Genomic DNA, 25,695 nt, shown 5'->3' with positions numbered 1-25,695 from the left:
TTTGACGGTTTTCAAAATGAAACTGATTAAAAAGCGAGCTTATTTCGATTTAAGGATTAGCTTTTACTGCATTGTACATCATTGAGTCTTTCTGTTGACTGGTATAATTGTATTTGTAATTATAAAATGAAGATTCCCAGTCTCCGTAACCAATGTTCGGAATAATGATGAATTTTTTTCCAAACTCTTTCGCTGAACTTTTGACAGCCGCAGACCGTTCTGTTTCTGATTTTTTATCAAATATACCTGCGAAATCCGAAAGATTATCTCCTAACAGTAAAACGATATTATAGTTTTTAGCAATATCCTTTCTGCGGGTTTCTTTGCTGCTTTCCACTGATCTGAGGATAAGGTTGGTATCACTTTGAAGAGGGAAATTATATTTTTTTAAATTTTTCAGCGTTCCTGCACGTTCCTTCTCCATACGGTTGGTTACATAAAAAACCTGAACACCTTTATTGGCTGCGTACTGGTAAAATTCCTGTGAGCCGGTAAGTGGTTTTGCAATGCCTTTAGCTGTCCATTCCTCCCATGTAGCCTGATCATAGTCTTTTCCCATTTTTGCACGCTCCACAGCGTAATAGGAATTATCCAGAAAGGTTTCATCAATATCTGAAACGATAGCTAAAGGTTTATCTGATTTCTGTGCTAAAGCCTCATCCAAACGGAGCTTTGCAATATTGTAGGCCTGAAGGCACAGGGCCTCATATTCTGCTGCTCTTTGCTGGTAAAATGCAGCATATATTTTTCCTTCACGTCCAAGATTTTGATAAGGTGTGTCCTGAACGGAAGCTTTTGAATCCGGTGCTGCTGTTTTGCATGATAAGACCAAAGCAAAGAAACAGCTTGTGATAATGAAGTTAAAATTTTTCATTGAATTTAAAATAGAGAATACAAAATTATAACAATTTGGCTTTTATTACAACTCTGTGGTGAACCGCTGTAAAAGGGTATCTGTCTTTAAGTAATGCGCTGGTCTATTTTAGCCGGTGGTTTCTTAGTCTTTCCTGTAAATCTTCACAGGAATTTCCTATGTAATATTCATCTGATGATTCAGAATAAAGAGTATAGCAGAAACACATGAAATTAATCTAAACAAAAAACCTCACAATAAGAATTGTGAGGTTTTTGTGAGCGCGAAAGGATTCGAACCTTTGACCGTCTGCTTAGAAGGCAGATGCTCTATCCAGCTGAGCTACGCACCCTTGTTTTTGAAAATAAGTCGGGGCGGCAGGATTCGAACCTGCGACCTCCTGGTCCCAAACCAGGCGCGATGACCGGACTACGCTACGCCCCGATTGGCAGTCATCTTAAACAAATTTTACTTCGTTTTTGCGAGTGCAAAGATAGAAACTTTTTTTGAATAATAAAAACAATTTGTAAAAAAAGATTTTTAGCCGCCAAAACTGGGAAATACTATTTTACTGTTTTTCTGTACGTTGAAAATTACAGGGAAATAAATATTTTTCTTTTTTGAAATTTATTACACTGACTTACAGTTTAGTAAGGCTTAACTATTGTTATTTCTAATTTTTAACGGAAATAAGGTTGAATTACTGCTAAAAAAAGCCCCCAGAAAAAATCTAAGGGCTTTGATCACAATATTGGAAAATAATTTATTTTTTGATGAATTTTATATTTTCCTGTTGTTTTTCATTTTTAAAGGTAATGAAGTAAACTCCTTTTGTCAGCTCAGATACATGAATTTTCTGATCTTCAATAACTCCGGTTTTGATAATCTGACCTACTGTGTTATGAATTTCATATTTCGTTTTATCTGAAACATTAGTTACATTCAGAATGTCACCTACAGGGTTCGGATAGATCCCTACTGTATTTTTTGCTTTTGTAACTTCATTGGTAGCTAACGCTCCAGTTACTTTAAATTGCTTACTCTGGCTGCTTACGAATTGATTATTTCCAGAAGAAATAATGTTTCCGGTTGAGTTTTTAATTCTATAAAATCCTCCATATGTAGTGATTCCGTCATTTTCACTGTCATTGATCGTGAAAGTATAGCAATCATTAGGAAGATTCCAGTTTACCGAGATAAGATCCGGAAGAGGGTCATTTTCTGGATCAACAACATCCGGGTACGGGCCTCCACTATATAAAGTAGTTCCAGTGCTGTTTTGTAATGTCCATGTAGTTTCTGAACCAAAATAGTCTAATTGTAATTCTAAAGTGAAATTTGGACTTGATACTGGTGCAGAATTACCTAAGGCAACGGATGCAAAATTATTCGTTGACCTTTGATCGGTAGTACCATTCACAGATGAAATTTTTGCAGAAATACTTCCTGCTCCGGCTCCTGTAGGAATATCAATAATTGCATATTTATCCTGGGCCAAATTTCCGCTCCAGTTTGTACTTTGCTGTGCTCCTCCATTTACCGAATAAATTATAACGGCAGAAGTAAGCGGGCTTGTCCCTCTGTTATATAATGAGAATTTTGCAGTAATAGCTGTTGGAGAATCACTACATGCAGTTTCGCTGCAGTTTCTTTCTCCTTTTAATTCGGCATCATTGGCAAACAATGGAATAGGAAGATCGGCTGTTGAAGCTTTTAGCTCTACTCTTCTTGGTGAATTGTTCATTACAGCAATCATTCTGTCTTTCTGGTTGGTTGTGAAAATGTTCATACATGAATCGTTTGTATAATCCATATAATTCTCAAACATTTCATCACTTGTACCGCAGTTATTTGATTTTGGATGGGGAGGGCATCCACCATTGGAACCTTCATGAGTAGGAGTGTCAGAACAGTAATCTGTTCCACAAGTGTCATCTCCCCATATATGTCTTAACCCTAGAAAGTGGCCAACCTCATGGGTCATGGTTCTTCCCCTGTTATAAGGAGCATTAAGAAGGAATGTTCCGTCATTGTAAGCAATACTTCCGAAAGTCGAATAATTGGCTACAACTCCGTCAGTGTCAGCATATCCTCCGCTAGGTGCCATTCCTGGTAAATTGGAATTGGAAGGAAACTGAGCATAACCAAGAAGTTGGTTGTTTGAAAACCTTACACTCCACATATTCATATATTTTGTAGGATCCCATATGGTAAGAGGCTTTACATAGCTGTTAATAAGGTTAGTAGGCCAGGATGTCTGGCAAAGATTAACACGATCAATCCCGTTAGTAGGGTTTCCGTTTGGATCAACTTTTGCCAGGGCAAATTGTATCATCGTATCTGCGCCAACAGGATTGGTGTTGAATCCCGGGGTTCCGCTCAACTTTCTGTAATCATTGTTCATTACAGTAATCTGGGACTGAACCTGAGCGTCTGTAATATTAGGAGCAGTACCTAATGCCTGGCCGCTGTGAATAACATGCACTACAACCGGAATCGTAATGATACCTCCGTTTTGAGATTTGTTGACCTGCGCATTGGCAATTAAAGGACCAATCCAGTCTTCAAATTCTTTTTCTGTCATTCTGCCTGGATTCTGTTTTTGTAGCATTGTTTCGTATTCAGAAGATGCACATCTTATAAATCCTTCGGTTTTTCTTAGCTCCTCCAATGTATAGGCCTTTCCAAAAACGATTTGATCGTCCTGGAGTTTCTTTTTTTGACCAAAAAACCAGCAGGTAAACATTAAAAAGAGTGGAAATGATAGTTTAAAAATAGTTTTACTATTCATTTAGATTTTTTTTAATTAATTTTGCAAATATATATTTTTTTTACAATCATTTCTTAATTCTAACTGAAAAATATAAAAGATGAAATTTGGCTTTCTTATTATATTAACTCCACTTTTATTATTTAACGTAAGCTGTAATTCCCAACAGAAGAACTCTGATATACAATTGAATACGGTGCAAAAGAATTTTGACATCAAGAAAATAGAAGTTACAGAGCGGACAAGAGGAACCAACAGGATTACTACGTTTATCCCGGGTTCTAAGATAACATCCGTGAATGGCTCTGAATCAGTTGCTGTATTATCAGCTGCAGACTGGAATGCTATGGTAAAACAGGCCGAAATGATAGATCTGTCTAAGATCTCAACATTAAAATCACCTACACAGGGAAGGGCTACGGACAGGGCTTTGGCTTCTGCTGTGATTATTACAACAAGCAAAGAAATCTTTACCTCATCAAGCTTCGATGCAGGAATGCCCCCGAAAGAGCTGGAAGGCTTATACAAGATTCTCGTTGATAAAAGTTCATCAAAATCTAAACCTCCCAAACGTGACTTTCGATGATTTTGTGGAATATAATTTAGAATATAGGAGATTATAAAACAAAATTCCCCGAAATTGAATATTTCGGGGAATTTTATTTTTTATCCGCCTTTCTTTCTGACGAATAAATAAAAACTTATGACAGCAAATACAAAAATTGCGGCAATATTGCAGTAATCCAGTCTTTCAAAAGAAATATTTTCAGACATAAAATTTCCATAAGATTTATAGCCTCCGGTGTACACCAGAAAATCGGAAAACTTTTTTTCATTAGCCAGTCCTGAAAAAATCAGCATAAACATACTGATCCCGATAGGATAGATGAAGTTTTTGAAAACCAGACTGAGGGCCAGCTGGATCATTGCTATGGCAGAAAGGGTAATCGCAAATTTTAAGAAAGTATAAAAGATAACTTCCCTGAAATCATAGTTCTGGAAACCCATCTCAGGAAAAACTATGCTGAAAAGATAGCCGCTCAGCAGAAGGGCAAAATAAGAAAGCAGAACAGATAACAGAACAGTAATCTGAATAAATAATGCTTTTGAAATGAAAATCTTTGATTTTGAAACAGGAATCGTGAAAAGAATCTTATAATTATTGTTCTTGTATTCCACATCACAGCAGGCATGTACAAAAAGAGAGACCAGAATAGGATAGAGCATATAGAAAAACATGAGTACCATTCTTCCCAGTGACATTTTCCATGGGTTTTCCGTGCCGCCTCCTGTTCCGATTCCGGAGCTGATGACATCATAGGCTATGTAAAGATCAATGGCGAAAATGATGAGTGCCGGAACCAAAAGGACCCCGAATATTTCCCTGTTTTTAGACAGTTTATACTGTTCAGAGGAAAAAGCTTTATAGAATGTATTAGTCATGGTTTTTAGAGATTAGGTTAATGAAGATCTGTTCAAGGTTCGCGCTTTGAGAATCGATTTCATAAATCTCGATTCCGCTTTCGATCAACGTTTTTAAAAGAGTATGAAACGCTTTGTCATCGTTGATTTTGACCGAAATTTTATCCGGACTGTTTTGAGAGGCAGAAAAAGATGTTCCCTGAAGTACAGACATGGCATTTTCCGGGTTGTTTATTTTTAAAAGGACTTCTCTTTCAACCTGGCTCAGTAATTCATCTTTTGTCCCCTGAAAAATCATCTGCCCACCTTCAATGATACCGATATGCGTAGCTGTCTTTTCCAGTTCGCTCAGAATATGGCTTGAAAGGAAAATCGTTTTTCCCTGACCGTTCAGATATTGAAAAAGCTTTCTCATTTCAAAAATACCCTGTGGATCCAATCCGTTCAGAGGTTCATCCAGGATCAGCAGCTTAGGATCGTGAAATATGGCCATGGCAATTCCGAGACGTTGTTTCATTCCCATAGAAAGAGCGCTGGCCTTCTTCTTTTTTTCACGGTGGAGATCCACCAGTTCCAGCACCTCATCAATCCTTTTCGTTCCTTTGCCATAAATGATATCAAGGTACTTCAGATTTTCAAAAACACTAAGTTTGGTATAAAAACAGGGAGATTCAATAAGGTTGCCGGTTTCGGACAGAATTTCGGTACGGTTATGTTTCAGGCTTTTATTCCGGATGAAAATCTTATCATCAGTTTCTTCCAGAAGCCCCAGAAGTAATTTTATTGTAGTGGATTTTCCCGCTCCGTTCCTTCCCAGATATCCGTAAATACTACCTTGCGGAACACTGAGGCTGATATTGTTTAAAATAGTTTTGTCGCCTAATGTATAGTTTAAGCCTTTAGTTGTAATGCTTTCCATTATTTTTTGAGTGGGGTTACAGTTTTATTAATATCGATATAAAAAATCCCGTCGCAAAAACGGCTCCATACCTTTTTTTCATCGATTCCCTGATTGATGGTAGATACAAATTCCTGTTTTAAGAATGAGCTGCCGGGGATATTTCTCAGATTGATAAAGAAATAAGGAGTTTTTGTTTCATGAAATGTATTTTCAATAGCAAATTTTCCGGGTTTGTTGATAATATTTCCTGCTTTGTTTGGTTTGCCATAGGATGAAAAATCAATCATATAGGAGGCTTTTCCATATTTATTTTTGATATGGGCTCCCAAAGGAAGATAATCTTTAGTGTACCGTGATGCAAAAGTGTGGATGTTGGCACACCATACAATGATTTTCTGATCTTTATACAAGGAATCCATCTGATAAAAAAGATTTCTGGCCATCAGAGAGTCCCTGAAATTCATGCTTGACATAGATCCGGATTTGTATTTCCAGATTTTAGTTAAATTATTTTTCATATCATTGAAATACCGGGCATACATTGTGTTTTCAGGGGTTTTGTCCAGTTTCAAAACAGCCTCTTCAAGTTTTTCGATTTCATTGACCAGATGTGTTTTATCACTGCCTTTCAGAATTTTGTCAGTATACCCATCATAAATAAAATAGGCAAATTCACCGGCGTGTTTATTAAAGAGAGGAAATTTTTTGATGTCAATATGATTTCTGCTTAGGAAGTTATTGATAAGTTTTACACGTCTGCTCATTAAGGCACCTCCCGAAAGCTGGATGTCAAACCCTCCCACTTCAATAGGAGAAGCAGATGTTTTCGTTTTCTGATAATATTGTATAAGAGGCTGGGTTTCTTTATTCATCCACCAGAATCCAAAGAGGCCAAGACCACCGATAGAATCGGAAGGAACTTTCAGCTGGTGATTCTTCATTTCCTCATTCATGAGCCACGTATCATACTGCCCGGCTTCATATAAAACTACATTATATCCTAAATTCTCATGGAGATATTTGATCAATCGGCTTTTTGCCTCGAAAGTAGCCCCGTCGTAATGGGTATTTTCACCAAGCAGAACGATTTTGTTATCTTTAAGGATCGTGTCAAATATTTTCAGATCGCTGTCATCGCTATTCTCCATAGAAATATTTTTGATGGGGAGTTGATAACGTTTAACCCCAGATAGGAGTTCTGCTTTTTCTTTTTCAGGGATCTTTTTATAGACCAATTGGTTGAGGACTAATACAGATGCTACGAGAATGATAAAAGTATATAGTATTTTCTTCATCAATTAAAAATTATAGGTTGCTATATATGTATAGGTTTTGATCTGTTAGTTACTTTTTTATAATAAATTATGTTTTTTAATGATAAATTATGAGGCTATAGGTCGAAAATAATGCCATCTGGTAAAATAAAGACGAATTGTCATGTGTGAGTGAAGTAAGAAAAGTTGTTTTTAGGGATCCGGAATGATAATAGAAAATAGTGAAAAAACAAAGATATGTTGTAAAATGAATGAATTTTATGGGTAACCTATTTGTTTTTTAATTTATTTTCAAAGATATAGTGTTTTTCCCCTTTTTTTTAGATCAGAAGATGACTAATTTTGTTAAAGAAAAATTATAAACCACAAGAAATGAAGACTACTTTTTTATCTAAAAATTTAAGCATGCTTTTCATGCTGCTTATACTAGGTTTTTGTATGTTAAGCTGCACGCCGCCAGTAGATGACAGCTATAAAAATAAACTGATCAGCTACGATGAAAGACAGGTGCTGTTTGATGAGTATACCAGAACCAACCACATGATTCTTACCAAATACAGAAACGGAGAACCGGATTCCCGATGGTATTGGTTTTCTCTGGAAGAAATGGAAGGCTACATCCAGTACGTAAAAGAAGAAGCGAAAAAACAGAACAAGGAAAATGTAGGAATCAGGATTTATATGGGGAAATACCCAATAAACCATCCTAAAAGTAAAATGGCAAAACCTGAATATGCCGGATATCAGACTATATTTCTGGTACCCACTTCCAGAATGCCTAAAAATGATACTGGGAAAGTAATGTCAAGAACTACTTCAGATGAAAATACAGATATCCCGGATATAGAAGCCATGAATATGACCAATCTGGCTCCTCCTCCTAAGACATATTCCTCAGGAATGCAATAGCGAAAAACCATGAGCTGGAATATAGAAATAGGGAAACAGGTAACTGCGGCGGTATCGGTATCGGTAATGCTGCTGATGGCAGTAAAATACAGGAAAATAGAAAAAGTGAATTTGTTTTTCGTTGCAGGGTATGTACTGTCTTCCAGTATCGATATATTCTGCTATTTTTATTTCAGGCGGACAGAAAAACCTACTGATATATTTTATACAGTCGGATTTTTAATTATTGTTTTTTTCCTGTACCTATGCTATTATTACCAGCTGCTTTATTTGCCTTTGCTTAAGAAGATACAGGGAGGGATTCTTGCTCTTTTTGTGCTGAATATTCTGATCATGTTTTTTACAGAAGATAATCTGTTGGGACATTTTTCTTTTAATATGTTCTATATCAATATTCTTTTACTGATGTTTTCTATTATTTTATTTCTGTATCAAACCTTCAATTCTGATAAAATACTGGAGATCAAAAACTATCTGCCTTTCTGGATCTCGGTAGCTCTGTTGATCTTTTTTATAGGATGTATTCCGATTTCCTTTTTCAGAACTACGGTTTCAGAGAATATTTACTTTTTTATCTTATTTATGTTGAATATGATCAGTAACGGAATATTTATACTGGGACTGCTCTGGAATCGACAGGACAGATCCAGATCAACCTGAATTTGAATTATGGAAGAGAATAATTTAGTAATTTCCTTTACCATTACCCTTCTCATTGTTGTATTAACGATGATATTCATCTATGTGGTTTTTATTAAAAAGAAAACAACCCTTTTGATAAAGCAGAAAGAGAAAGATATGCGGTTTGAAAAAGAGCTGGCCACATCGCAGGTAGAAATAAAGGAGCAGACACTTAATTATATCGGCCAGGAACTGCATGACGATGTGGGGCAGAAACTTTCAGTAGTCCGGCTGCGACAGAACCAGCTTATCACCAAGTTGAAAAACGGAGAAAAAGAAGAATTAATCGAGCTGAGTGAACTGCTGGGAGAATGTATCCAGGACATCAGAAATTTATCTAAAACACTGATCACGGAACAGATCATTCATTTCGGACTTACAGAATCCATAGAAAGAGAAGTGGAACGGATAAAAAAACTGAAATTACTGAAAATTGAGTTCATTACCCAAAAACAGGATATCGATATTTCGCCCAAACATGCTCTGATCCTTTTCCGGATTATTCAGGAAAGCATCAATAACATTCTTAAGCATTCACGGGCCAAGAATCTTAAAATAGAACTGGAAGATAATGATGAAACGCTGCGTATTAATATTTCAGATAACGGGAAAGGATTTAATACCCGGAATATACAGGATGGCTCCGGACTGAAAAATATGGAGCTGAGAGCAAAACTTATTCATGCGGAATTTTCCATATGCTCAGAGCTGGATAAAGGAACACAAACCTCAATAACTTATTATAAATCTATACCATGAATACCATTCCGATAGCCATTGTTGATGACCATACCTTAATGTCTAAGGCATTAGAGAATATGATTGTGGAAAATCCGCAGTACAGCGTAATTATGAATCACCCTAACGGGGAAGACTTTATCGCCGCGCTGGAGCAGGCTTCCGAATTACCCGCCGTTGTACTGATGGACATTAATATGCCCTATAAAAACGGAATAGAAACAACAGAGTGGCTTAGTGAGCATCAGCCTGATATTAAGGTCATTGCCCTTACCATGGAAGATGATGAAAAAGTGCTAATCAAAATGCTGAAAGCGGGAGCAAAAGGGTATTTGCTGAAAGATATGCAGCCTTCCATTCTTTTTCAGGCTATTGATACGGTATTTGACAAAGGATGCTTTTATACCGATTTTGTAGCCCAGAAACTGCTAAAAGTAAAAGCGGAAGATTCTAAAACGGTATCACTTCTTTCAGAGCTTAAAGACAGAGAAAGGGAATTTATCAAATGGGCCTGCAGTGAGCTAACCTATAAAGAAATTGCAGACAAAATGTTTCTCAGTCCCAAGACGATTGATGGCTATAGAGATTCCGTTTTTCTGAAACTGGAAATAAAAAGCAGGGTAGGTCTTGTACTCTTTGCTTTAAAACATGGATTGGAGTGATCATACTGATCATCCGATAATCTATTATTCACTATTATTTCAATTCTGCTTGATGAAGGCAGGATACTCTTCTCGTCCGACAGGATCATTTTGATTCTGCCGGATTTTTTTTGCCTGCCAATCTTTAAAAAGTAGGAGCAGGTGAAAAAGCTATGGACTGAAAACTTCAATTAATCAGTCCGGAAAAGTGTTTTTCCTGCTATAAGATGGTGCTTTTTCCTCTGTTTCCGGTGTGATAAATAATGGAATTTTGACCTGTCAAATTATAATTGGCGGCGGTACCTGAAAAGCCAGAACAGAGTAAGGGAAATTTTAAAAACTAAAACAATGAAAAAAGCATTAATTGTAGGAATCAATGATTATGCACCTATAGGATCAGGCGGTCCTGATCTGAATGGCTGTATTAATGATGCAAGAGATATGGCTAATACACTGGTGATTTGTGGTTTTAATCCTTCAAAGATTAAAATTCTCACCAATCAGAATGCTACAAGAGCCAATATCTTAAACTACCTAAAAGCCTTGATCAATAGCAGCTCAAAAGGAGATTCTCTGGTTTTCTATTATTCAGGGCATGGAACAAGAGTGGCCAATATTGGAGCAGATCTGGAAATAGATGGCCTGGATGAAGCTATCTGTCCGCATGATTATGCCACAGCCGGAGTTATCCGTGATGATGATTTTAAAGCGGTACTCGATAAGCTGAAGGCAGGAGTGAATATGGAAGTGATTTTTGACTGCTGCTACTCCGGAACCGGAACAAGAAAAATGGATCTGGGAATTGAATCGGAGCTTACTTTTGAAACGGCACGCTACATTCCGCCAATGCTGGAAGATGAATTTTACATGACGTATGCCAGTGAAATAAAGGCCTCCGGAAATTCTAAAAAAGCCAATATAATAACAAAGGCTTTAGTACCTGTTGCCGGACTGAATCATACCTTATGGGCGGCCTGTAAAGATAATCAGGTATCTATGGAAGGAAACATGAGCGGACAGATCAGAGGATATTTTACCTATCATTTCTGTAAAGTACTCAGAGCGACCAACGGAAATGTCATCAGAAAAACCCTTGATAGGCAGGTTGCTGTAGCTTTAGCGGCTATGGGGGCAGCCCAGATTAACCAGGCGGAAAGCATTTCCACCGAATTTTCTCAAAAAATATTTTCATAAACAACCATAGGCGTAACCTGAAAAGCCATCAATAGAGTAGGGATCAACGGATTAAAAAACAATAATCATGTCTAATTCAGAAAACAAAAAACCAATGACCGCAGAAGAAGTTTCAAGACTTAAATCTGTAAAAGCAAAATCAGCTGAAAAATCAGCCAACACTGAGAAATTTTTAAATCAGAAACCGGAAATGGAAACCATTGACGGCCGTACATATCCGAAAGGAATGAAAACAGTCGGAATGACAATGGATGAGAAAAAATCTGGTGAGCAGCAACTTGAAACTGACCATTTTTATCCTGTTCATGCAGATTTTGAATACCAACCGAAGCTGGAGCCTAAAAAGAACCGCAAACCCAAATTTATTGAAAGAGAAACTTTCGAGGCTGTTGAAGGAGCTAGAACAATATTTGGCCCGGATCAGAGAAGAATCTTCAACTCTACAGCCTATCCTTGGCGTTGTGTAGGAAGAGTAGAAAGCCCTTTAGGTACAGGAAGCGGAGTGATGATTGGGCCGAGACACCTGCTTACCTGCTCACACATTGTAGACTGGCAGCCTAATAACAATACAGGGTGGCTGAAATTTACCCCGATGTATTACAACGGAAGTGCTCCTTATGGAAGCGCATGGGGCGTACTCACTTATTATAAATACAAAGTAGCCGGACCAACTGTTGATTCCACCGAGATCCAATATGACTATGTGGTCATCGTATTAGATCGTCCGATAGGAAACAGCACAGGATGGATGGGCTCAAAATCCTATACCGATTCCTGGGATGGCGGAGCTTACTGGACGCATGCAGGGTATCCCGGTGACCTGACAGGAACTCAAAGACCAACGTATCAGACGGGAATTGCACTGGATGGCGACTTCTGGAGCGCTGACGATAATGAAAGCATGAGCCACAAGGCAGATATATGGCCTGGACAAAGCGGCGGGCCATTCTGGGGATATTGGGATGGAGCTCCTTATGCTGTTGCCACGCAAAGTGCTCATAACCCAAGTGATAATTTTGCGAGCGGAGGCTCAGATCTGGTAGATCTTGTCAAAAGAGCCAGAAACGAACACCCTTAATTAAAAATAAAAAGACTGTCTGATGAAGGCAGTCTTTTGCTTTTACAGAGAGTACGATATTGCTCTGTTCAATTTTTATAACAGTTTCAGGCTATCAGCAAATTCTTGGAAAATTTTATTTTTGAAATGTAATAAAGTACTTTTTTCAGGTGTCTTAAGAATAGATTGAAAAAAACATACAATCAATTATTTCATATGAAGAAAATAAGCCTGATTATCATCCTGTTTTTATCACTGAATATTTTTGCCCAAAATGTAAATGATAAAATAAAATTATTTGAAACCAACCTGAATTATTGGGATAAGTCTAAAGCTAAAAAATGGTCTTTAAAAGAAAGGCTGGCTTTCTATAACATCAATGCCGTAAGTATTGCAGTCATTAAAAATTATAAAGTAGAATGGGCGAAAGCCTATGGTTATGCAGATATTTCTGAAAAAAGGGAGGCAACTGTCCAAACGCTTTTTCAGGCAGCATCCATAAGTAAATCAATTAACAGTCTTGGGATCTTAAAACTTGTTCAGGAAGGTAAATTAGATTTGAATAATGATATCAATAATTATTTAACCACCTGGAAGTTTCCGTATGATAGTCTGTCAAAAGGGAACAAAATTTCAATTGCTAATCTGTTGAATCATACGGCTGGTTTATCGGTAAGTGGTTTTGGCGGCTATCAAAAAGGAAAAGAACTGCCAACCGTCACAGAAATTCTGGATGGATTAGCCCCTTCTAATTCAGGCGCGGTACGGTCTCTGTTTGAACCGGGGCTTAAATTTAAGTACTCGGGCGGGGGAACAACGATTTCACAGTTAATCCTGGAAAACGTAACCGGAGAAAAATATGAAGATTATATGATGAAAAATATTTTACAGCCATTGGGGATGAACGAAAGCTCATTTAATCAGCCTCCATTGCAAAACCAGATTAATCTGCTTGCAACAGGATATGAAGGAAATGGTAAAGAAGTAAAAGGAAAATACCACATTTATCCTGAAAAAGCAGCAGCAGGCTTATGGACGAATCCTTCTGATTTAGCCCGATACGTTATTGAAACACAATTGTCATTATTAGGAAAATCAAATAAAATATTACCCAAAGAGAAGTCTGTAAAAAGGATAGAAAATAACTGGGGTGTATTTTCAGATGATTTTGAGGGAGTAAAATACTTTAAGCATAGCGGAGGAAACGAAGGCTTTGTCTGTCATTATGTAGGAAGCCTCGAAGATGGAAATGGTATTGTTGTGATGACCAATGGCCGGAATTTCGGATTGATCAATGAGATTATCAGCAGTATTGCTACATTGAACCAATGGAAAAACTATCCTGTTGTCTCTCAGAAAGAACCTATTGCTTTAACGATAAGAAAAGACTGCTATAAGAATATTGATAAAGGCATTACATTGTATAAAAATCTTAAAAAAAACCACAGTACCGGTTATAATTTCTCTAGTGAAAATGAACTGAATGAACTGGGTTATGAATTCCTGAGAGAAGGAAAAGTAGAATCAGCACTTAAGCTTTTTGATCTGAATGTTCATGAATTCCCGGGCTCTTCAAACGTATATGACAGCCGCGGTGAAGCTTATTTCAGAAAAAAAGAATACCTGTTATCAAAAAAAGATTATTTAAAAGTTCTTGAATTGGACCCGGCTAACCAAAATGCGAAAGAAATGCTTTTAAAAATTGAAAAAGAGACAGGGAAATAACCATGAAAATAATAATCAAAGCTCTATAACCTGAAATAATAAAGACTGTCTGACGAAGGCAGTCTTTTTTATAGAAATCAATATTATTGATAATAAAAAGCTTCCGGGAAGCCACTTGCTGTCATTTATGGGTATAAAAAAAGAGACAACTATCAAATAGTTGTCTCTTTAAGTGAGCGCGAAAGGATTCGAACCTTTGACCGTCTGCTTAGAAGGCAGATGCTCTATCCAGCTGAGCTACGCACCCTAAAAGAGTTGTTTCCGCTTAATATTATAAGCTTTAAAAGTCGGGGCGGCAGGATTCGAACCTGCGACCTCCTGGTCCCAAACCAGGCGCGATGACCGGACTACGCTACGCCCCGAAGTATATTTTAAGCGGAGGGTAAGGGATTCGAACCCTTGCGACACTTTCGCGTCGACAGTTTAGCAAACTGCTCCGTTAACCACTCCGGCAACCCTCCTTTTTGTTTATTTTTTAATGATCGTTGTTCCGTTATTGCGAGTGCAAATATAGAACAGATTTCTTTATTTACCAAATAAATTTCAAGAAAAATTTACGTATTTTTGAGCTAATAAATCATTAAAAAACTAAACTGATGCGTAAAACATTATATATCATCGGATTAAGCACTTTTGTTTTTTCATGTACTTCTCAGCAAAATGTGAAAAAAAGTTCTTACCAGCCGAAAACCCCCGTAGTACAGGCAAAACCGCCCGTTAAAACTCCGGCTCCCGAACCTCCGAAACCTAAAATTACAAACGAACATGGAGTAGAGTTTTTTACAACCAATTTAGCAGATCCCACGAAAAATGACAATACGGCAAGTTATGGTTCCATTGTTTCTGCAAAACCTGCAGGATATAAAGTGGTGAAAACCTATTTTCCTGCTATTGCACAAAATTTCAGACAACGTTATCTGATTCTGCATTATACGGCTCTTCCGGATGATAAGTCTGTTACGGTGCTTACTCAGCAGGCAGTAAGTTCCCATTATCTGGTAAATAATACCGGAGATAATGAAATTTATCAACTGGTAGATGAAAACAAACGTTCCTATCATGCAGGAGTAAGCGCATGGAGAAGCGATAAAAATCTGAATGATACTTCAATCGGTATTGAAATTGTTAATACAGGCTTTACTACAGATGCAACCGGAAAAAGAGTATTTGTTCCTTTCAGTGATGAACAGGTGAAAAAAGTAGCGGCGCTGGCCAAAGATATTGTGACAAGATACCAGATTCCGGCAACCAATGTTCTGGCACACGCAGATATTGCGCCGACAAGAAAACAGGATCCGGGACCAATGTTTCCTTGGAAGAAATTGTATGACGAATATCAGATAGGAATGTGGTATGATGAAGCTGCAAAGCAGAACTTCCTTACCCAGGCACAGGTAGATCTGGCGGCTAAATATAACGATGCCTCATTTATCTTTGGTATTCAGACCGCTCTTCAGAAGTTCGGGTATGGACTTGAATTCAGCGGGAAGTGGGATGATGCTACCAAAAAAACAATAGAAGCTTTCCAGTACCATTTCCGTCCGCAGAATTATGACGGGATCATGGATGCCGAAACATGGGCAATACTTCAGGCTTTAATGCAAAAATATCCAACGAAATAATTTATGTAAAGCGCATCGGTTAGATGCGTTTTTGTTATATTTAAAAATTAAAAAAGTTAAAACATCTGTAATGGAAAATTTCAGAAAAGAGAGTGACCTGCTGGGAGAACTGAACGTGCCGGCAAACGCTTATTATGGAGTTCAGACTCAAAGAGCAATTGACAACTTCAAGATCTCAGGACAACTTTTGTCTTCATATCCGGATTTTATCAAAGGATTGGCTTTCGTGAAAAAAGCAGCCGCAAAAACCAATTACGAATTGGGGCTGCTGGATGAAAACCTGTATTTCAAAATAGCAGAAGCCTGTGATGAAATTGCAGCAGGAAAATACCATGAACAATTCCCTGTAGATATGATTCAGGGGGGAGCCGGTACTTCAATCAACATGAATGCCAATGAAGTAATAGCGAATATTGTATTGGAAAAACTAGGAAAGAATAAAGGTGAATATGAATTCTGTTCACCTAATGATCATATCAACCTTTCCCAGTCTACCAACGATGCTTATCCTACAGGAATTAAAATGGGACTGCTTCACATGAATATGGGCTTAGTTGAAAGACTTGAGAAAATTGTTGAAGCTTTCCGTGCCAAAGGAAAAGAATTTCAGGATGTCATCAAAATGGGGCGTACCCAGCTTCAGGATGCTGTTCCAATGACTTTAGGGCAGGAATTCGAGGCTTTTGCGGCAACCCTGGAAGAAGATATTTCCAAACTGAATAACAATGCAGAGCTTTTCGTAGAGGTAAACATGGGGGCGACAGCCATCGGAACCGGACTTAATGCTCCGGTAGGTTATGCCATTCTTTGTGCGAAAAATCTGGCCAGAATCACTGGATTTCCAGTTGTTTCTGCACCGGATCTTGTTGAGGCAACACCAGATACAGGTTCTTATGTGATTTATTCCTCGGCAATGAAGCGTCTGGCGGTAAAATTGTCCAAAATCTGCAACGATTTGAGATTGCTTTCCTCCGGTCCAAGAGCAGGATTGTTTGAGATCAATCTTCCACCTATGCAGCCGGGATCTTCAATCATGCCGGGAAAAGTAAATCCTGTTATTCCGGAAGTGGTAAATCAGGTATGCTTTAAAGTAATCGGAAATGATCTTACAGTAACCTTTGCCGCAGAAGCCGGACAATTACAGTTAAACGTAATGGAACCAGTACTTTCTCATGCCATTATGGAAAACATCCATTTCCTTTGCAATGCATTGGATACGTTGCGTGAAAAATGTGTAGTGGGAATTACAGCCAATAAAGAAGTCTGCCTGAATATGGTGAAACACAGCATCGGTATTGTAACTGCACTTAACCCATACATCGGATACAAGCAATCTACAGCCATTGCTAAAGAAGCTCTGGAGTCCGGAAAAAGCGTGTACAACCTTGTTCTGGAGAAAGGAATTCTTTCCCAGGAAAAGCTGGATGAGATTCTTGATCCTAAAAACATGCTGAAACCGCATAACAAATAAAAAACAATCCATAAGTGATAAATGGTGGCCATCGGTACATCATTTATCACTTATTATTTAGTACTTATCATATTATTTTGAGGTTTTTAATTATAATTCCTGCCCACAACGAAGAGGAAAATCTTCCGTTCACACTGGATTCTTTACAGCAGCAAAGTTTTAAAGATTTTAAAGTAGTGGTCGTTAATGACGGTTCAGTAGACCATACTCCTGAGATCATCAGAAAGTATACGGACAGTGATTCCCGTTTTCAAACGGTTGATCTTCAGAAATCTGCACATCAGCCTGGATCGAAAGTGGTCAATGCTTTTAAAAATGGATTGCAGACCCAAAATGTAGAAGAATTTGAGATCATCTGCAAGTTTGACTCGGATATTATTCTTCCTGAAAATTATCTGGAAACCATAGAAAAAGCATTCAAAGATAATCCTGAATACGGGCTTGTAGGAGGTTTGTTATACATAGAAAAAGAAGGAAGCTGGGTGTATGAAGGAAACTCAAACAAACATCATGTAAGAGGTCCTATGAAAGCCTACCGGAAAGAATGCTTTCTTCAGATGGGAGGTTTAAGAGAAACCTTAGGCTGGGACAATATCGATTCTATTTTATTGGAAAATCTGGGCTGGAAAGAAATTGTACTGCCCGAGCTCCATGTAAAACTTATTAAAGTAAAAGGAGCTGATTACACCATCAGGCCTGCCGATTATTACGGCCGGTATTTTTATTTTTTAGGCCTGAACAGATTTCTTGCCTATATTGCCGCCTCGAAAGAAGCCGTAAAAAGCAGATCAGTTTCTTTTTTCTTCAAAATTACCAGCGTTTATGAGAGTTGCAGATCCAAAAAACTGGAACTGAAGCTTTCTAAAAATGAGCAAAAAGCAGTCAATGATCAGCGTTGGAAAATGCTGAAGAAAAAGTGGCTTAAAATGTAGTAAGTAAGAAAATCAAATAGAAAAGAATTCTGGTTTGTTAATTTGATGGCCATTGAGCTTTTAAATTAAACGACAACAATATTCAATAGAAACGGGCTTTAGTTTACAAAAATAAAATTCGAACGGCTTTAGCCAAAACCTATAATAAACCAACCAATTAAAATCTCCGGTTCACCAGTGAAAAAAATCGCCTACATCGAAATAGATACTCATGCAGAAATCGCGCAGGCTTTCATGAACATCATGAAGGATTCATCAGATTTTGCAGTAGATTATTATTTTTCAGAAAGAATCAGGAATAGGATGGAGCAGAATGATGAAAACGTGTTTTTGTCGGATAGCTCTATGATTCTGGATCAGTTAGGTTCAGAAAAATATGATCTTATTATTATCGGAACTGTTCATCGGTATTTTAATACTTTTTCGGCAATAGCCCGCAAATATGATACAGCAATTATCGTGCATAATATTAACTTTTCACAATCTTCAAAATGGTCTTTGTTAAAGAGTATTTTCAAAGCAGATATTATTTACAGAATAAAGCTTTGGTGGAAAGAAGGACTGTTGCAGTCTTCAAAAGTGTATCAGAAAGCGAAAAGACTATTGGTTCTGGATGAAGAACTTTCTTCGGATCAACGTATATTCCTGCCGCTTTTTTATACTGAAATTTTTGAAAAAACAGATAACAATCTTACGATCATTGTAATTCCTGGAGGTGTGTCTCAAAAAAGAAGAGATTATCATCATGTTTTTAACGTAATTCAGGATCTGAAAACTCAGGAAAAATATGAATTTATTTTCCTCGGAAAAGCTCAGGGTAATGAATTGAAACAACTTGAAAAGCTATCTGAAAACCTTCCCGAAAATATTGCGATTCAGTATTTTTCGGATAGAGTTTCCAATGAAAATTTTGAAGAATGGATGCGGAAAGCAGATGTTTTATGGTGTCCGATTCAGCAGAAAACAGAATTTTTCAGCCTTGAAGAAACCTATGGATCAACAAAAATGACCGGAAATCTGGGGGATGCTGTCGCCTATGGGAAAATGGCTGTTTTTCCTGAAAATTACCCTTCAAAACTTGAATTTATTATTCCGGAAAAGCAAGATGTAATCAGCCAGTTCAAAGAGCTGAAAAATACTCAGTTCGACTTTCAGAAAACATACAATAAAAGTTCCGTTCAGGAAAGATTAGAAAACGTCCTGAAAAGCCTTATTTAATATGGGTTGATAGTCGAAATCTATTCAATAGAGTTTGTTTGTTTTTTAGGCTTCCAAAGCTTCCAACCTCCATCTTTCCGCTTCCTTCCTACTTAAACTTAAAAATACTTTTAATAAACTTCATATTCAGATAATCTTCGATCGGGAAAATTTTGGTAAAATAATTTCCGATATAGATCAGAATGAGTACAACAGCAGGTTTATAAACCAGATTGATGAAATTACTGTTGAAATTCGGAAGAACGATAGCTACGGTAATAGCCAGTGTACAAATGATAGAAACAAAAATCATTTCAATAGTAAGCGGTGAAACCTTGAATACAATATAATTGAAAATGATTTTAACAACATTATAGGTTGTCAGGGAAATCGCTGTAGACAGGGCGATACCGATAAGTTTCAGCTCCGTATTTTTAATGAAATAATAATTCAGTCCAATTGTTAATCCGGCCAGTAAAAGCATAACCAGAATATTGAATCTGTAATATTTCGAAAGAGAAATAATATTTCCGTTGAATCCGGTGGCAAGATCCAGCAAAACAGCAGATCCCCAGATCCAGACTACGGGTTCGTATTCTCTCAGCATCGTTCCGTTCTTCGGCATAAATTGCGTTAGATAAGGAAATCCTACCATAATACAGGAGAATAATACAGCGCCAAGGAAATATAAAGTAAGTGATGTTTTTTTATGGAACTTGTCAAGAGCTTCCATATCGCCGTCAGCAAGGTTTTTACTGATGATAGGAGCAGAAATGTTAAACAGACCCAGCTGTGGAATTGAAATCAGTGAAATTAAAGCATACAGAACAGAATAAATTCCGTTTTCCTCCATTCCCATAAATTCCCCGATCATAAAGCTGTTAATGGCCAGATAATTTCCAAAAGTTCCTAAAAAGCCAAAGAAACAGTAATTGAGAAACTCTTTCCAGAAGTTGTCTTTCTTAAAATAGCTCGTGTCGAGGTCAAAATGTATTTTATCAAGCTTATTCGTGTAATAAACATATCCCAGGAGCATTAAAGCAAACATCCCGAAAAAGAATACAAATGCAATCCGTTGCGAAAGAACCTGTCCGTACTGTAAATACGTAAAATAAGCAAACAGGAGGAATGCTCCCAGATTGGCTATTTTCGGAAAAAGATTGTCGAAGATATTGGAAACTACAATTCTCTTATAGTTGGATACATATTTGTTGAAAATGGCGCAGAGCGATAAAACAAGAATTAAGGGTAAAATAATTTCTTTGATCTTCCAGGCTTCCGAATGAAGAAATTTTGGATAGAAATAAGGGATAACAAAAAATACAACGGAAAATATAAGGAAATTAATCAATATCGTAACGAGGGACAAAGAAAGCATATTCTGATTTTTGCCGTCTTTTTGTAAAGAATTAAAAAACTTCACATTCGCATAGGAAATTCCGAAAACAACAAACGGAACAAGCATTTCTGCGGTCTGCATACTATAACGCAGCTTTCCGTAAAACTCAAAATCGCTAGGAAAAATGAAAATGGCAGATACCGTACCCAGCAAAAAACCAATATAACCTATGATGGAATATTTGAAGCCTTGTCTCGCTACTACACTCATACTGTTTTTTAAAGGTTTTTAGGGATGAAAATAATATTGTTGATATAGTTCGTTTTGTTTTTTTCATCATGAGTATTGTGCAGCAGAATCTCTTCTGTAAGAACTTCCAGTCTGAAGGTATTCCTGTTGAGGTATTGTGCTTCATAACCCCAGCTTTTTACTTCAGAAATATCGTTCCAGATCGGGCTTTCGTGGTGTCGTTGTTCCATTTCTACCATCAGGGTAGGGTAGAACTGCCGGATGATCTCTTTAGCTCCGGAAAGGGTCTTCATTTCATTTCCCTCCACATCTATTTTTATGAAATCAAGTCTGTTGAAGTGTTCTATAGCAGCCCAGTCGTCCAGTTTCAGAACTTTTACTTTTTCTGTATAACTTTTTTCTTCCCCTTTTTCCTTATAGGAGGTGTTTAAAGTTCCGCGGGAAGCAATCATTTTACCGTTAATGACCGGAACCTTAAATTCTGCAGTAGTGTTTTCGTCAGAAAGAGCTAAAGGCAGTACCCGCATCGCAGGAAATAACCTTTTTAAGCGGCGACAGAGTTTTTTGTTCGGCTCAAAAGCGTAAATATTCTCAGAATCCAGCTTGTCTTCTAATTGATAAAGAAAAGTTCCGACGTTGGCTCCAATGTCCAGTATCACGGCGTTTTTAGAAAGGTATTCTTTAATCCATACCAATTCCGGTTCTACATTCCGCTCCGAAAAATTATCTTTATTAAGATTGGTTAAGGTCTTAAAATATCTTTTCTTATAAAAATTCGGACTTATATATTGTAGTTTTTCTGCAATTCGCTGGTATAAAGACATCCTTAATTGTTTGACGAAAAGCAAAGATAAGCAAAAATGTTAAACTAATGTTAAAAAATAACAAATATAACGGATTGATTATCAATTTATAAATTGAAACTCACTTTTTATAAAAAATTGAATTTTAAAAGATTGGGCTTTTGTTGCAAAAACAGATTTCAAAAACATTCATTTTATTATTTACCCGATATTTTATTTTTACATAGTACAATAAAAATTCGTGTATCCGTGGCATTAAAAACAAGCATGATAAAACCCAGAACCTGTATTTCCATTCGGATTAATTCCATTCGAAATGTTAAATTTTAGCCCCTGTCATAATTTTTTTTAAAATTTTGGTGTTTTGATAAAATTTTGGCAGATGTTTTGATATTAACTCATTGCTTATCGATAAGGCTAACAGATTTAATAAATCAATTAATTGATTGTACTAACAGTTTAAATATTTAATAGTGATGAAACAGATACATCAAAATCAGGAATTTCGTTTTAACGAAGTCCTGTTTGAGCACCGTAACAAAGATTACGGAGCCTACGTTTTAAGAAATGAATCAGACAGAATATTAACCAAAGCCCTTTTTATCGGAGTAAGCTTACTGGCTGCAGTTTCAATAACCCCTTTCGTTATTTCTGCATTTAAATCAGATGTACCGTCAAAAGGACCGGAGGGAGTGGAAATTGAGTTTGTAGATCCTGTGATCCCGGATGTTCCTGCAACGCCACCTGCACAGGTATTGCCTCCAAAAGCAACACCACCACCAAGTGTGAAACAGTTTGATAGTACAGTTCCTGAACCTTCATCAACGGCTCCGGATGATACTAGTAAAAAAGAACCTATTCCGGATGATGCAGTAGCAGGCTTTAAAAACGACTTTACAGCAGAACCTGTTAAAAGAGGTCCAGAACCTATCAATCTTGAAGGAACAGGAAAAGGTCCCGTTTTACCTTATGTTCCGCAAGGACCACCAACTCCCAAAGTGCCGGATGATCGGATTGTTACAGGTCCTGAGTTAGCTTCTGAAGCTGCATTTGAAGGAGGGATTAACGCATTCAGAAATAAAGTAACCAGCAATTTTGACGGTTCTTCATTTGATGGAAGCGGTGAAACCATGAGAACCGTTGTTACCTTTGTAGTAGAGACCAATGGAACAATCTCAGGAATGAAAGCAGAAGGAGGAGATGCGGATTTCAACAGAGAAGCTTTGAGAACGATAAAAAGTGTCAAAGGGAAATGGAAACCTGGATTGAATAAAAATGGTGATGCCGTAAGAAGTTATTTCAAGTTCCCGATCTCAATGAAATTTGAGTAAAAGGACAGAATAAACAGATATTAAAAAGTTATCCACAAAGAATTTTTTTTGTGGATAATTTTTTTTATTGCTAAATTGCTTATTAACAATATTTTAACTCAATTTTAAATTTCACCGTTTATCGGGAGCAAAGAAAAAAGTGTATTTTTGAAACCTAAAGTTCGAATAATGGCAAAAATCATAGGTATCGCTAATCAAAAAGGAGGAGTTGGAAAAACAACAACAGCTGTAAATTTAGCTGCAGCATTAGGGGTATTGGAAAAAAAAATCTTAATCATTGATGCAGATCCGCAGGCTAATGCAACCTCAGGCCTTGGTGTGGAAGATGTTCAGTATTCTACATATAATTTGTTAGAACATAGTGCAGATACAAGATCATGCATCAAAAGAACAGCAACCCCGAATCTGGATATCATACCGTCTCATATTGATCTGGTAGCAGCTGAAATTGAACTGGTTGATAAGGAAGACCGTGAATATATGCTGAAAAAAGCTTTAGCAGAAGTAAGAGCTGATTACGATTATATTATCATCGACTGTGCGCCAAGTTTAGGGCTTATTACAGTGAATGCGCTTACCGCAGCAGATTCTGTGATCATCCCGATCCAATGTGAATACTTTGCATTGGAAGGACTAGGAAAATTGTTGAATACCGTTAAAAACGTACAGAAAATTCACAATAAGGATCTTGGTATCGAAGGACTTCTTTTAACCATGTATGACAGCCGTTTAAGATTGTCCAATCAGGTGGTGGAAGAAGTAAATGCCCACTTCCCGGAAATGGTATTTGAAACCATTATCAGCAGAAATGTAAGATTGAGCGAGGCGCCAAGTTTCGGAGAAAGCATTCTGAACTATGATGCTGAAAGCAAAGGTGCAGTACAATATATCCAGCTTGCTGAAGAAGTATTGCTGAAGAACGAAAATTTAGTAAAAAATTAAATTAATAAATAAATGAACACCGGGTGGTCTTAACTGCCGCTCATCAATCATCATTTATCAATACTATCTATGAAGGACAAAAAAAGAGCTATGGGACGCGGTTTGGGCGCTATTTTAAGTGCCGAATCCAAAGCAACGATCAACTCTGCTACCGATGAAGGTGCAGACAAGTTTGTAGGGAATATTGTAGAAGTAGCCCTTGAAGATATCTACCCGAATCCCACCCAGCCGAGAACTTATTTTGACGAAAAAGCATTAAACGAACTTGCCCAGTCTATTAAAAACTTAGGGGTAATTCAACCGGTTACCTTAAGAAAAGACGGTGAAAAATTCGAGATCATATCCGGGGAAAGGCGTTACCGTGCAAGTAAAATTGCAGGGCTTCCGACGATTCCTGCTTATATCCGTCTGGTAAACGATCAGGAACTTCTGGAAATGGCCCTTGTGGAGAATATCCAGAGAGAAGATCTGGACGCTATAGAGATCGCTTTGACTTATCAGAGGCTTTTGGACGAGATAGGACTTACACAGGAAAACCTGAGCCAGAGAGTAGGAAAGGACAGAAGTACCATTACCAACTCTATCAGGCTTCTGAGACTGAATCCTGATATTCAGAACGCTATCAGAAGTGGTGAGATTTCTGCCGGACACGGAAGAGCAATCATCAGCCTTGAAAGCGAAGAACATCAGCAGGTTTTATTTGACCTGATCATTAAGGAAAAATTAAATGTCCGTCAGGCCGAACAAGCTGCAACAGCATTGAAAAATCCTAAATCACCCGCAGCGAAAAAGGCCAATATTGAGCTTTCCAACAACTATAAAAAAGCTCAGAAAACCATCGCTGATATTTTAGATGTAAAAGTGGAGATCAAAACCACCGGAAACGGTAAAAAAGGTAAAATTGTCCTGGACTTCAAAAATGAAGAAGAACTGGAGTATATTTTATCCCATATTAAATAATGAAGAAAATATTTTTCACATTTTTTCTGTGCATTACAGCACTGGCCTATGCACAGGTCGCCCCCATAGATACAGTCCGGATGCAGGAACGTCCGAAAGACAGTATCGTATCGGTGAAACCTGTTAAGCCTTCAAAAACAGAAGCTAAAATAATAGCAGACCTGGAACAGGCTAACGGCCCGACCAAAAAAACGATAAAACTCAATCCTACAAGAGCAGGGCTTTATTCCGCTGTACTTCCGGGATTAGGACAATATTACAATAAGAAGTACTGGAAAATTCCTGTCGTTTGGGGAGCAGTAGGGGCCGGAGTAGGAATTGCAATATGGAACGATAATCAGTATAAAAAATACAGAGAATATTATATTGCAAAACTCAACGGAACCCCGAACGAATTCGTAGACAGTAACCCCGGATTAGATAAAAGAGCATTGGCTAATGCCCAGGACAGATCCAAAAGACAGAGAGATTATGCCATTGCAATTACCGGCCTGATCTATATTCTGAATATCATGGATGCTGTAGTAGATGCACACCTTTACGAAAGCCGTCATGATCCCGATCTTACGTTCAATCCTACAGTTATTCAGGATCAGTATGGGTTTTCACCACCAAAAACAGGATTGACTTTAAGTTACAGATTTTAAAAACCAGATTTTAATAGAGCCTGTTCAGATTGAAAAG

Annotated in this window: 24 protein-coding genes and 5 tRNA genes; 16 read left to right on the top strand and 13 right to left on the bottom strand. The window is 37.5% G+C overall.

Annotated features, from left to right (window positions below; translation table 11 throughout):
- Positions 1-49: 49 nt before the first annotated feature.
- The 5 genes from J2Y40_RS08185 to J2Y40_RS08165 all read right to left on the bottom strand — a co-directional run bounded on the left by J2Y40_RS08185 (position 50) and on the right by J2Y40_RS08165 (position 3,464).
- Positions 50-874: a 5'-nucleotidase, lipoprotein e(P4) family gene (locus tag J2Y40_RS08185; RefSeq protein ID WP_309998292.1), complete on the bottom strand. Its 825-nt coding sequence runs from the start codon at positions 872-874 to the stop codon at positions 50-52.
- A gap of 103 nt (positions 875-977) precedes the next feature.
- Positions 978-1,082, bottom strand: a complete 105-nt coding sequence (locus J2Y40_RS08180) for a GIY-YIG nuclease family protein (RefSeq protein ID WP_309998289.1) — start codon at positions 1,080-1,082, stop codon at positions 978-980.
- 49 nt (positions 1,083-1,131) lie between these two features.
- Positions 1,132-1,205 (bottom strand) — tRNA-Arg (locus tag J2Y40_RS08175).
- Positions 1,206-1,222: 17 nt separating this feature from the next.
- Positions 1,223-1,297: transfer RNA gene (locus tag J2Y40_RS08170), tRNA-Pro, on the bottom strand.
- Between the two features lie 319 nt (positions 1,298-1,616).
- Complete coding sequence (locus J2Y40_RS08165) at positions 1,617-3,464, bottom strand: M43 family zinc metalloprotease (protein ID WP_309998287.1); 1,848 nt, start codon at positions 3,462-3,464, stop codon at positions 1,617-1,619.
- A gap of 259 nt (positions 3,465-3,723) precedes the next feature.
- Between J2Y40_RS08165 and J2Y40_RS08160 the strand changes: the two genes are divergently transcribed.
- The gene (locus J2Y40_RS08160) at positions 3,724-4,209 is read left to right on the top strand and encodes a hypothetical protein (protein WP_309998285.1); all 486 of its coding nucleotides are present in this window, start codon (positions 3,724-3,726) and stop codon (positions 4,207-4,209) included.
- Between the two features lie 80 nt (positions 4,210-4,289).
- Here the strand turns inward: J2Y40_RS08160 and J2Y40_RS08155 are convergent, their stop codons facing one another.
- The 3 genes from J2Y40_RS08155 to J2Y40_RS08145 are packed head-to-tail and all read right to left on the bottom strand — an operon-like array spanning position 4,290 to position 7,241.
- Positions 4,290-5,066: an ABC transporter permease gene (locus tag J2Y40_RS08155; protein ID WP_153398716.1), complete on the bottom strand. Its 777-nt coding sequence runs from the start codon at positions 5,064-5,066 to the stop codon at positions 4,290-4,292.
- Positions 5,059-5,964 carry an ATP-binding cassette domain-containing protein gene (locus tag J2Y40_RS08150; protein WP_309998282.1) on the bottom strand — a complete coding sequence of 302 codons (906 nt, stop codon included), beginning with the start codon at positions 5,962-5,964 and terminating at the stop codon, positions 5,059-5,061. Before J2Y40_RS08150 ends, J2Y40_RS08155 begins: the two co-directional genes overlap by 8 nt.
- Positions 5,964-7,241, bottom strand: a complete 1,278-nt coding sequence (locus tag J2Y40_RS08145) for an erythromycin esterase family protein (protein WP_153398720.1) — start codon at positions 7,239-7,241, stop codon at positions 5,964-5,966. Before J2Y40_RS08145 ends, J2Y40_RS08150 begins: the two co-directional genes overlap by 1 nt.
- Positions 7,242-7,592: 351 nt before the next feature.
- Between J2Y40_RS08145 and J2Y40_RS08140 the strand changes: the two genes are divergently transcribed.
- The 7 genes from J2Y40_RS08140 (at position 7,593) to J2Y40_RS08110 (ending at position 14,165) form a co-directional block, all read left to right on the top strand.
- The gene (locus J2Y40_RS08140) at positions 7,593-8,129 is read left to right on the top strand and encodes a hypothetical protein (protein WP_153398722.1); all 537 of its coding nucleotides are present in this window, start codon (positions 7,593-7,595) and stop codon (positions 8,127-8,129) included.
- A gap of 9 nt (positions 8,130-8,138) precedes the next feature.
- On the top strand, positions 8,139-8,789 hold the full coding sequence (locus J2Y40_RS08135) for a hypothetical protein (protein ID WP_153398724.1): 651 nt from the start codon (positions 8,139-8,141) through the stop codon (positions 8,787-8,789).
- 9 nt (positions 8,790-8,798) lie between these two features.
- Positions 8,799-9,569 carry a sensor histidine kinase gene (locus J2Y40_RS08130; protein WP_153398726.1) on the top strand — a complete coding sequence of 257 codons (771 nt, stop codon included), beginning with the start codon at positions 8,799-8,801 and terminating at the stop codon, positions 9,567-9,569.
- Entirely contained in the window at positions 9,566-10,210 is a 645-nt protein-coding gene (locus tag J2Y40_RS08125; RefSeq protein ID WP_309998280.1) for a response regulator transcription factor, read from the top strand. The genes J2Y40_RS08130 and J2Y40_RS08125 overlap by 4 nt, the downstream gene beginning before the upstream one ends.
- 327 nt (positions 10,211-10,537) lie before the next feature.
- The gene (locus J2Y40_RS08120) at positions 10,538-11,383 is read left to right on the top strand and encodes a caspase family protein (RefSeq protein ID WP_309998278.1); all 846 of its coding nucleotides are present in this window, start codon (positions 10,538-10,540) and stop codon (positions 11,381-11,383) included.
- A 67-nt stretch (positions 11,384-11,450) separates the two neighbouring features.
- Positions 11,451-12,461, top strand: a complete 1,011-nt coding sequence (locus tag J2Y40_RS08115) for a trypsin-like peptidase domain-containing protein (RefSeq protein WP_309998275.1) — start codon at positions 11,451-11,453, stop codon at positions 12,459-12,461.
- 195 nt (positions 12,462-12,656) lie between these two features.
- Positions 12,657-14,165, top strand: coding sequence for a serine hydrolase (locus tag J2Y40_RS08110; protein ID WP_153398733.1), 1,509 nt, complete (start codon positions 12,657-12,659; stop codon positions 14,163-14,165).
- Positions 14,166-14,338: 173 nt separating this feature from the next.
- On the opposite strand, the gene J2Y40_RS08105 is transcribed toward J2Y40_RS08110, so the two are convergent.
- From J2Y40_RS08105 to J2Y40_RS08095, 3 genes are all read right to left on the bottom strand, one after another.
- Positions 14,339-14,412 (bottom strand) — tRNA-Arg (locus J2Y40_RS08105).
- Between the two features lie 40 nt (positions 14,413-14,452).
- A tRNA-Pro gene (locus tag J2Y40_RS08100) sits at positions 14,453-14,527 on the bottom strand.
- Between the two features lie 14 nt (positions 14,528-14,541).
- Positions 14,542-14,626 (bottom strand) — tRNA-Ser (locus tag J2Y40_RS08095).
- A gap of 135 nt (positions 14,627-14,761) precedes the next feature.
- Between J2Y40_RS08095 and J2Y40_RS08090 the strand changes: the two genes are divergently transcribed.
- The 4 genes from J2Y40_RS08090 to J2Y40_RS08075 all read left to right on the top strand — a co-directional run bounded on the left by J2Y40_RS08090 (position 14,762) and on the right by J2Y40_RS08075 (position 19,408).
- Positions 14,762-15,787 (top strand): N-acetylmuramoyl-L-alanine amidase, encoded by a 1,026-nt coding sequence (locus tag J2Y40_RS08090; protein WP_309998271.1) that lies wholly within the window; start codon positions 14,762-14,764, stop codon positions 15,785-15,787.
- 70 nt (positions 15,788-15,857) lie between these two features.
- Positions 15,858-17,258, top strand: coding sequence for an aspartate ammonia-lyase (gene aspA / locus J2Y40_RS08085; protein ID WP_153398811.1), 1,401 nt, complete (start codon positions 15,858-15,860; stop codon positions 17,256-17,258).
- 77 nt (positions 17,259-17,335) lie between these two features.
- On the top strand, positions 17,336-18,190 hold the full coding sequence (locus J2Y40_RS08080) for a glycosyltransferase family 2 protein (protein ID WP_309998267.1): 855 nt from the start codon (positions 17,336-17,338) through the stop codon (positions 18,188-18,190).
- Positions 18,191-18,367: 177 nt separating this feature from the next.
- Entirely contained in the window at positions 18,368-19,408 is a 1,041-nt protein-coding gene (locus J2Y40_RS08075) for a hypothetical protein (protein WP_309998264.1), read from the top strand.
- Positions 19,409-19,496: 88 nt separating this feature from the next.
- Here the strand turns inward: J2Y40_RS08075 and J2Y40_RS08070 are convergent, their stop codons facing one another.
- A complete protein-coding gene (locus tag J2Y40_RS08070) occupies positions 19,497-20,996 on the bottom strand; it encodes a polysaccharide biosynthesis protein (RefSeq protein ID WP_309998261.1) in 1,500 nt (499 codons plus the stop codon).
- Between the two features lie 8 nt (positions 20,997-21,004).
- Positions 21,005-21,799: an FkbM family methyltransferase gene (locus J2Y40_RS08065; RefSeq protein WP_309998259.1), complete on the bottom strand. Its 795-nt coding sequence runs from the start codon at positions 21,797-21,799 to the stop codon at positions 21,005-21,007.
- A gap of 455 nt (positions 21,800-22,254) precedes the next feature.
- On the opposite strand from J2Y40_RS08065, the gene J2Y40_RS08060 reads away from it, so the two are divergent.
- From J2Y40_RS08060 to J2Y40_RS08045, 4 genes are all read left to right on the top strand, one after another.
- Complete coding sequence (locus tag J2Y40_RS08060) at positions 22,255-23,109, top strand: energy transducer TonB (RefSeq protein WP_309998257.1); 855 nt, start codon at positions 22,255-22,257, stop codon at positions 23,107-23,109.
- 168 nt (positions 23,110-23,277) lie between these two features.
- The gene (locus J2Y40_RS08055) at positions 23,278-24,051 is read left to right on the top strand and encodes a ParA family protein (protein ID WP_153398829.1); all 774 of its coding nucleotides are present in this window, start codon (positions 23,278-23,280) and stop codon (positions 24,049-24,051) included.
- Positions 24,052-24,120: 69 nt separating this feature from the next.
- The gene (locus J2Y40_RS08050) at positions 24,121-25,011 is read left to right on the top strand and encodes a ParB/RepB/Spo0J family partition protein (protein ID WP_153398832.1); all 891 of its coding nucleotides are present in this window, start codon (positions 24,121-24,123) and stop codon (positions 25,009-25,011) included.
- Positions 25,011-25,658 (top strand): DUF5683 domain-containing protein, encoded by a 648-nt coding sequence (locus J2Y40_RS08045; RefSeq protein ID WP_153398834.1) that lies wholly within the window; start codon positions 25,011-25,013, stop codon positions 25,656-25,658. The genes J2Y40_RS08050 and J2Y40_RS08045 overlap by 1 nt, the downstream gene beginning before the upstream one ends.
- Positions 25,659-25,695 lie beyond the last annotated feature (37 nt).

Source organism: Chryseobacterium sp. 2987 (assembly GCF_031456375.1).
In the GTDB taxonomy this organism is placed as follows: domain Bacteria; phylum Bacteroidota; class Bacteroidia; order Flavobacteriales; family Weeksellaceae; genus Chryseobacterium; species Chryseobacterium vaccae.
This window is presented reverse-complemented; position numbering and strand designations above follow the sequence as displayed.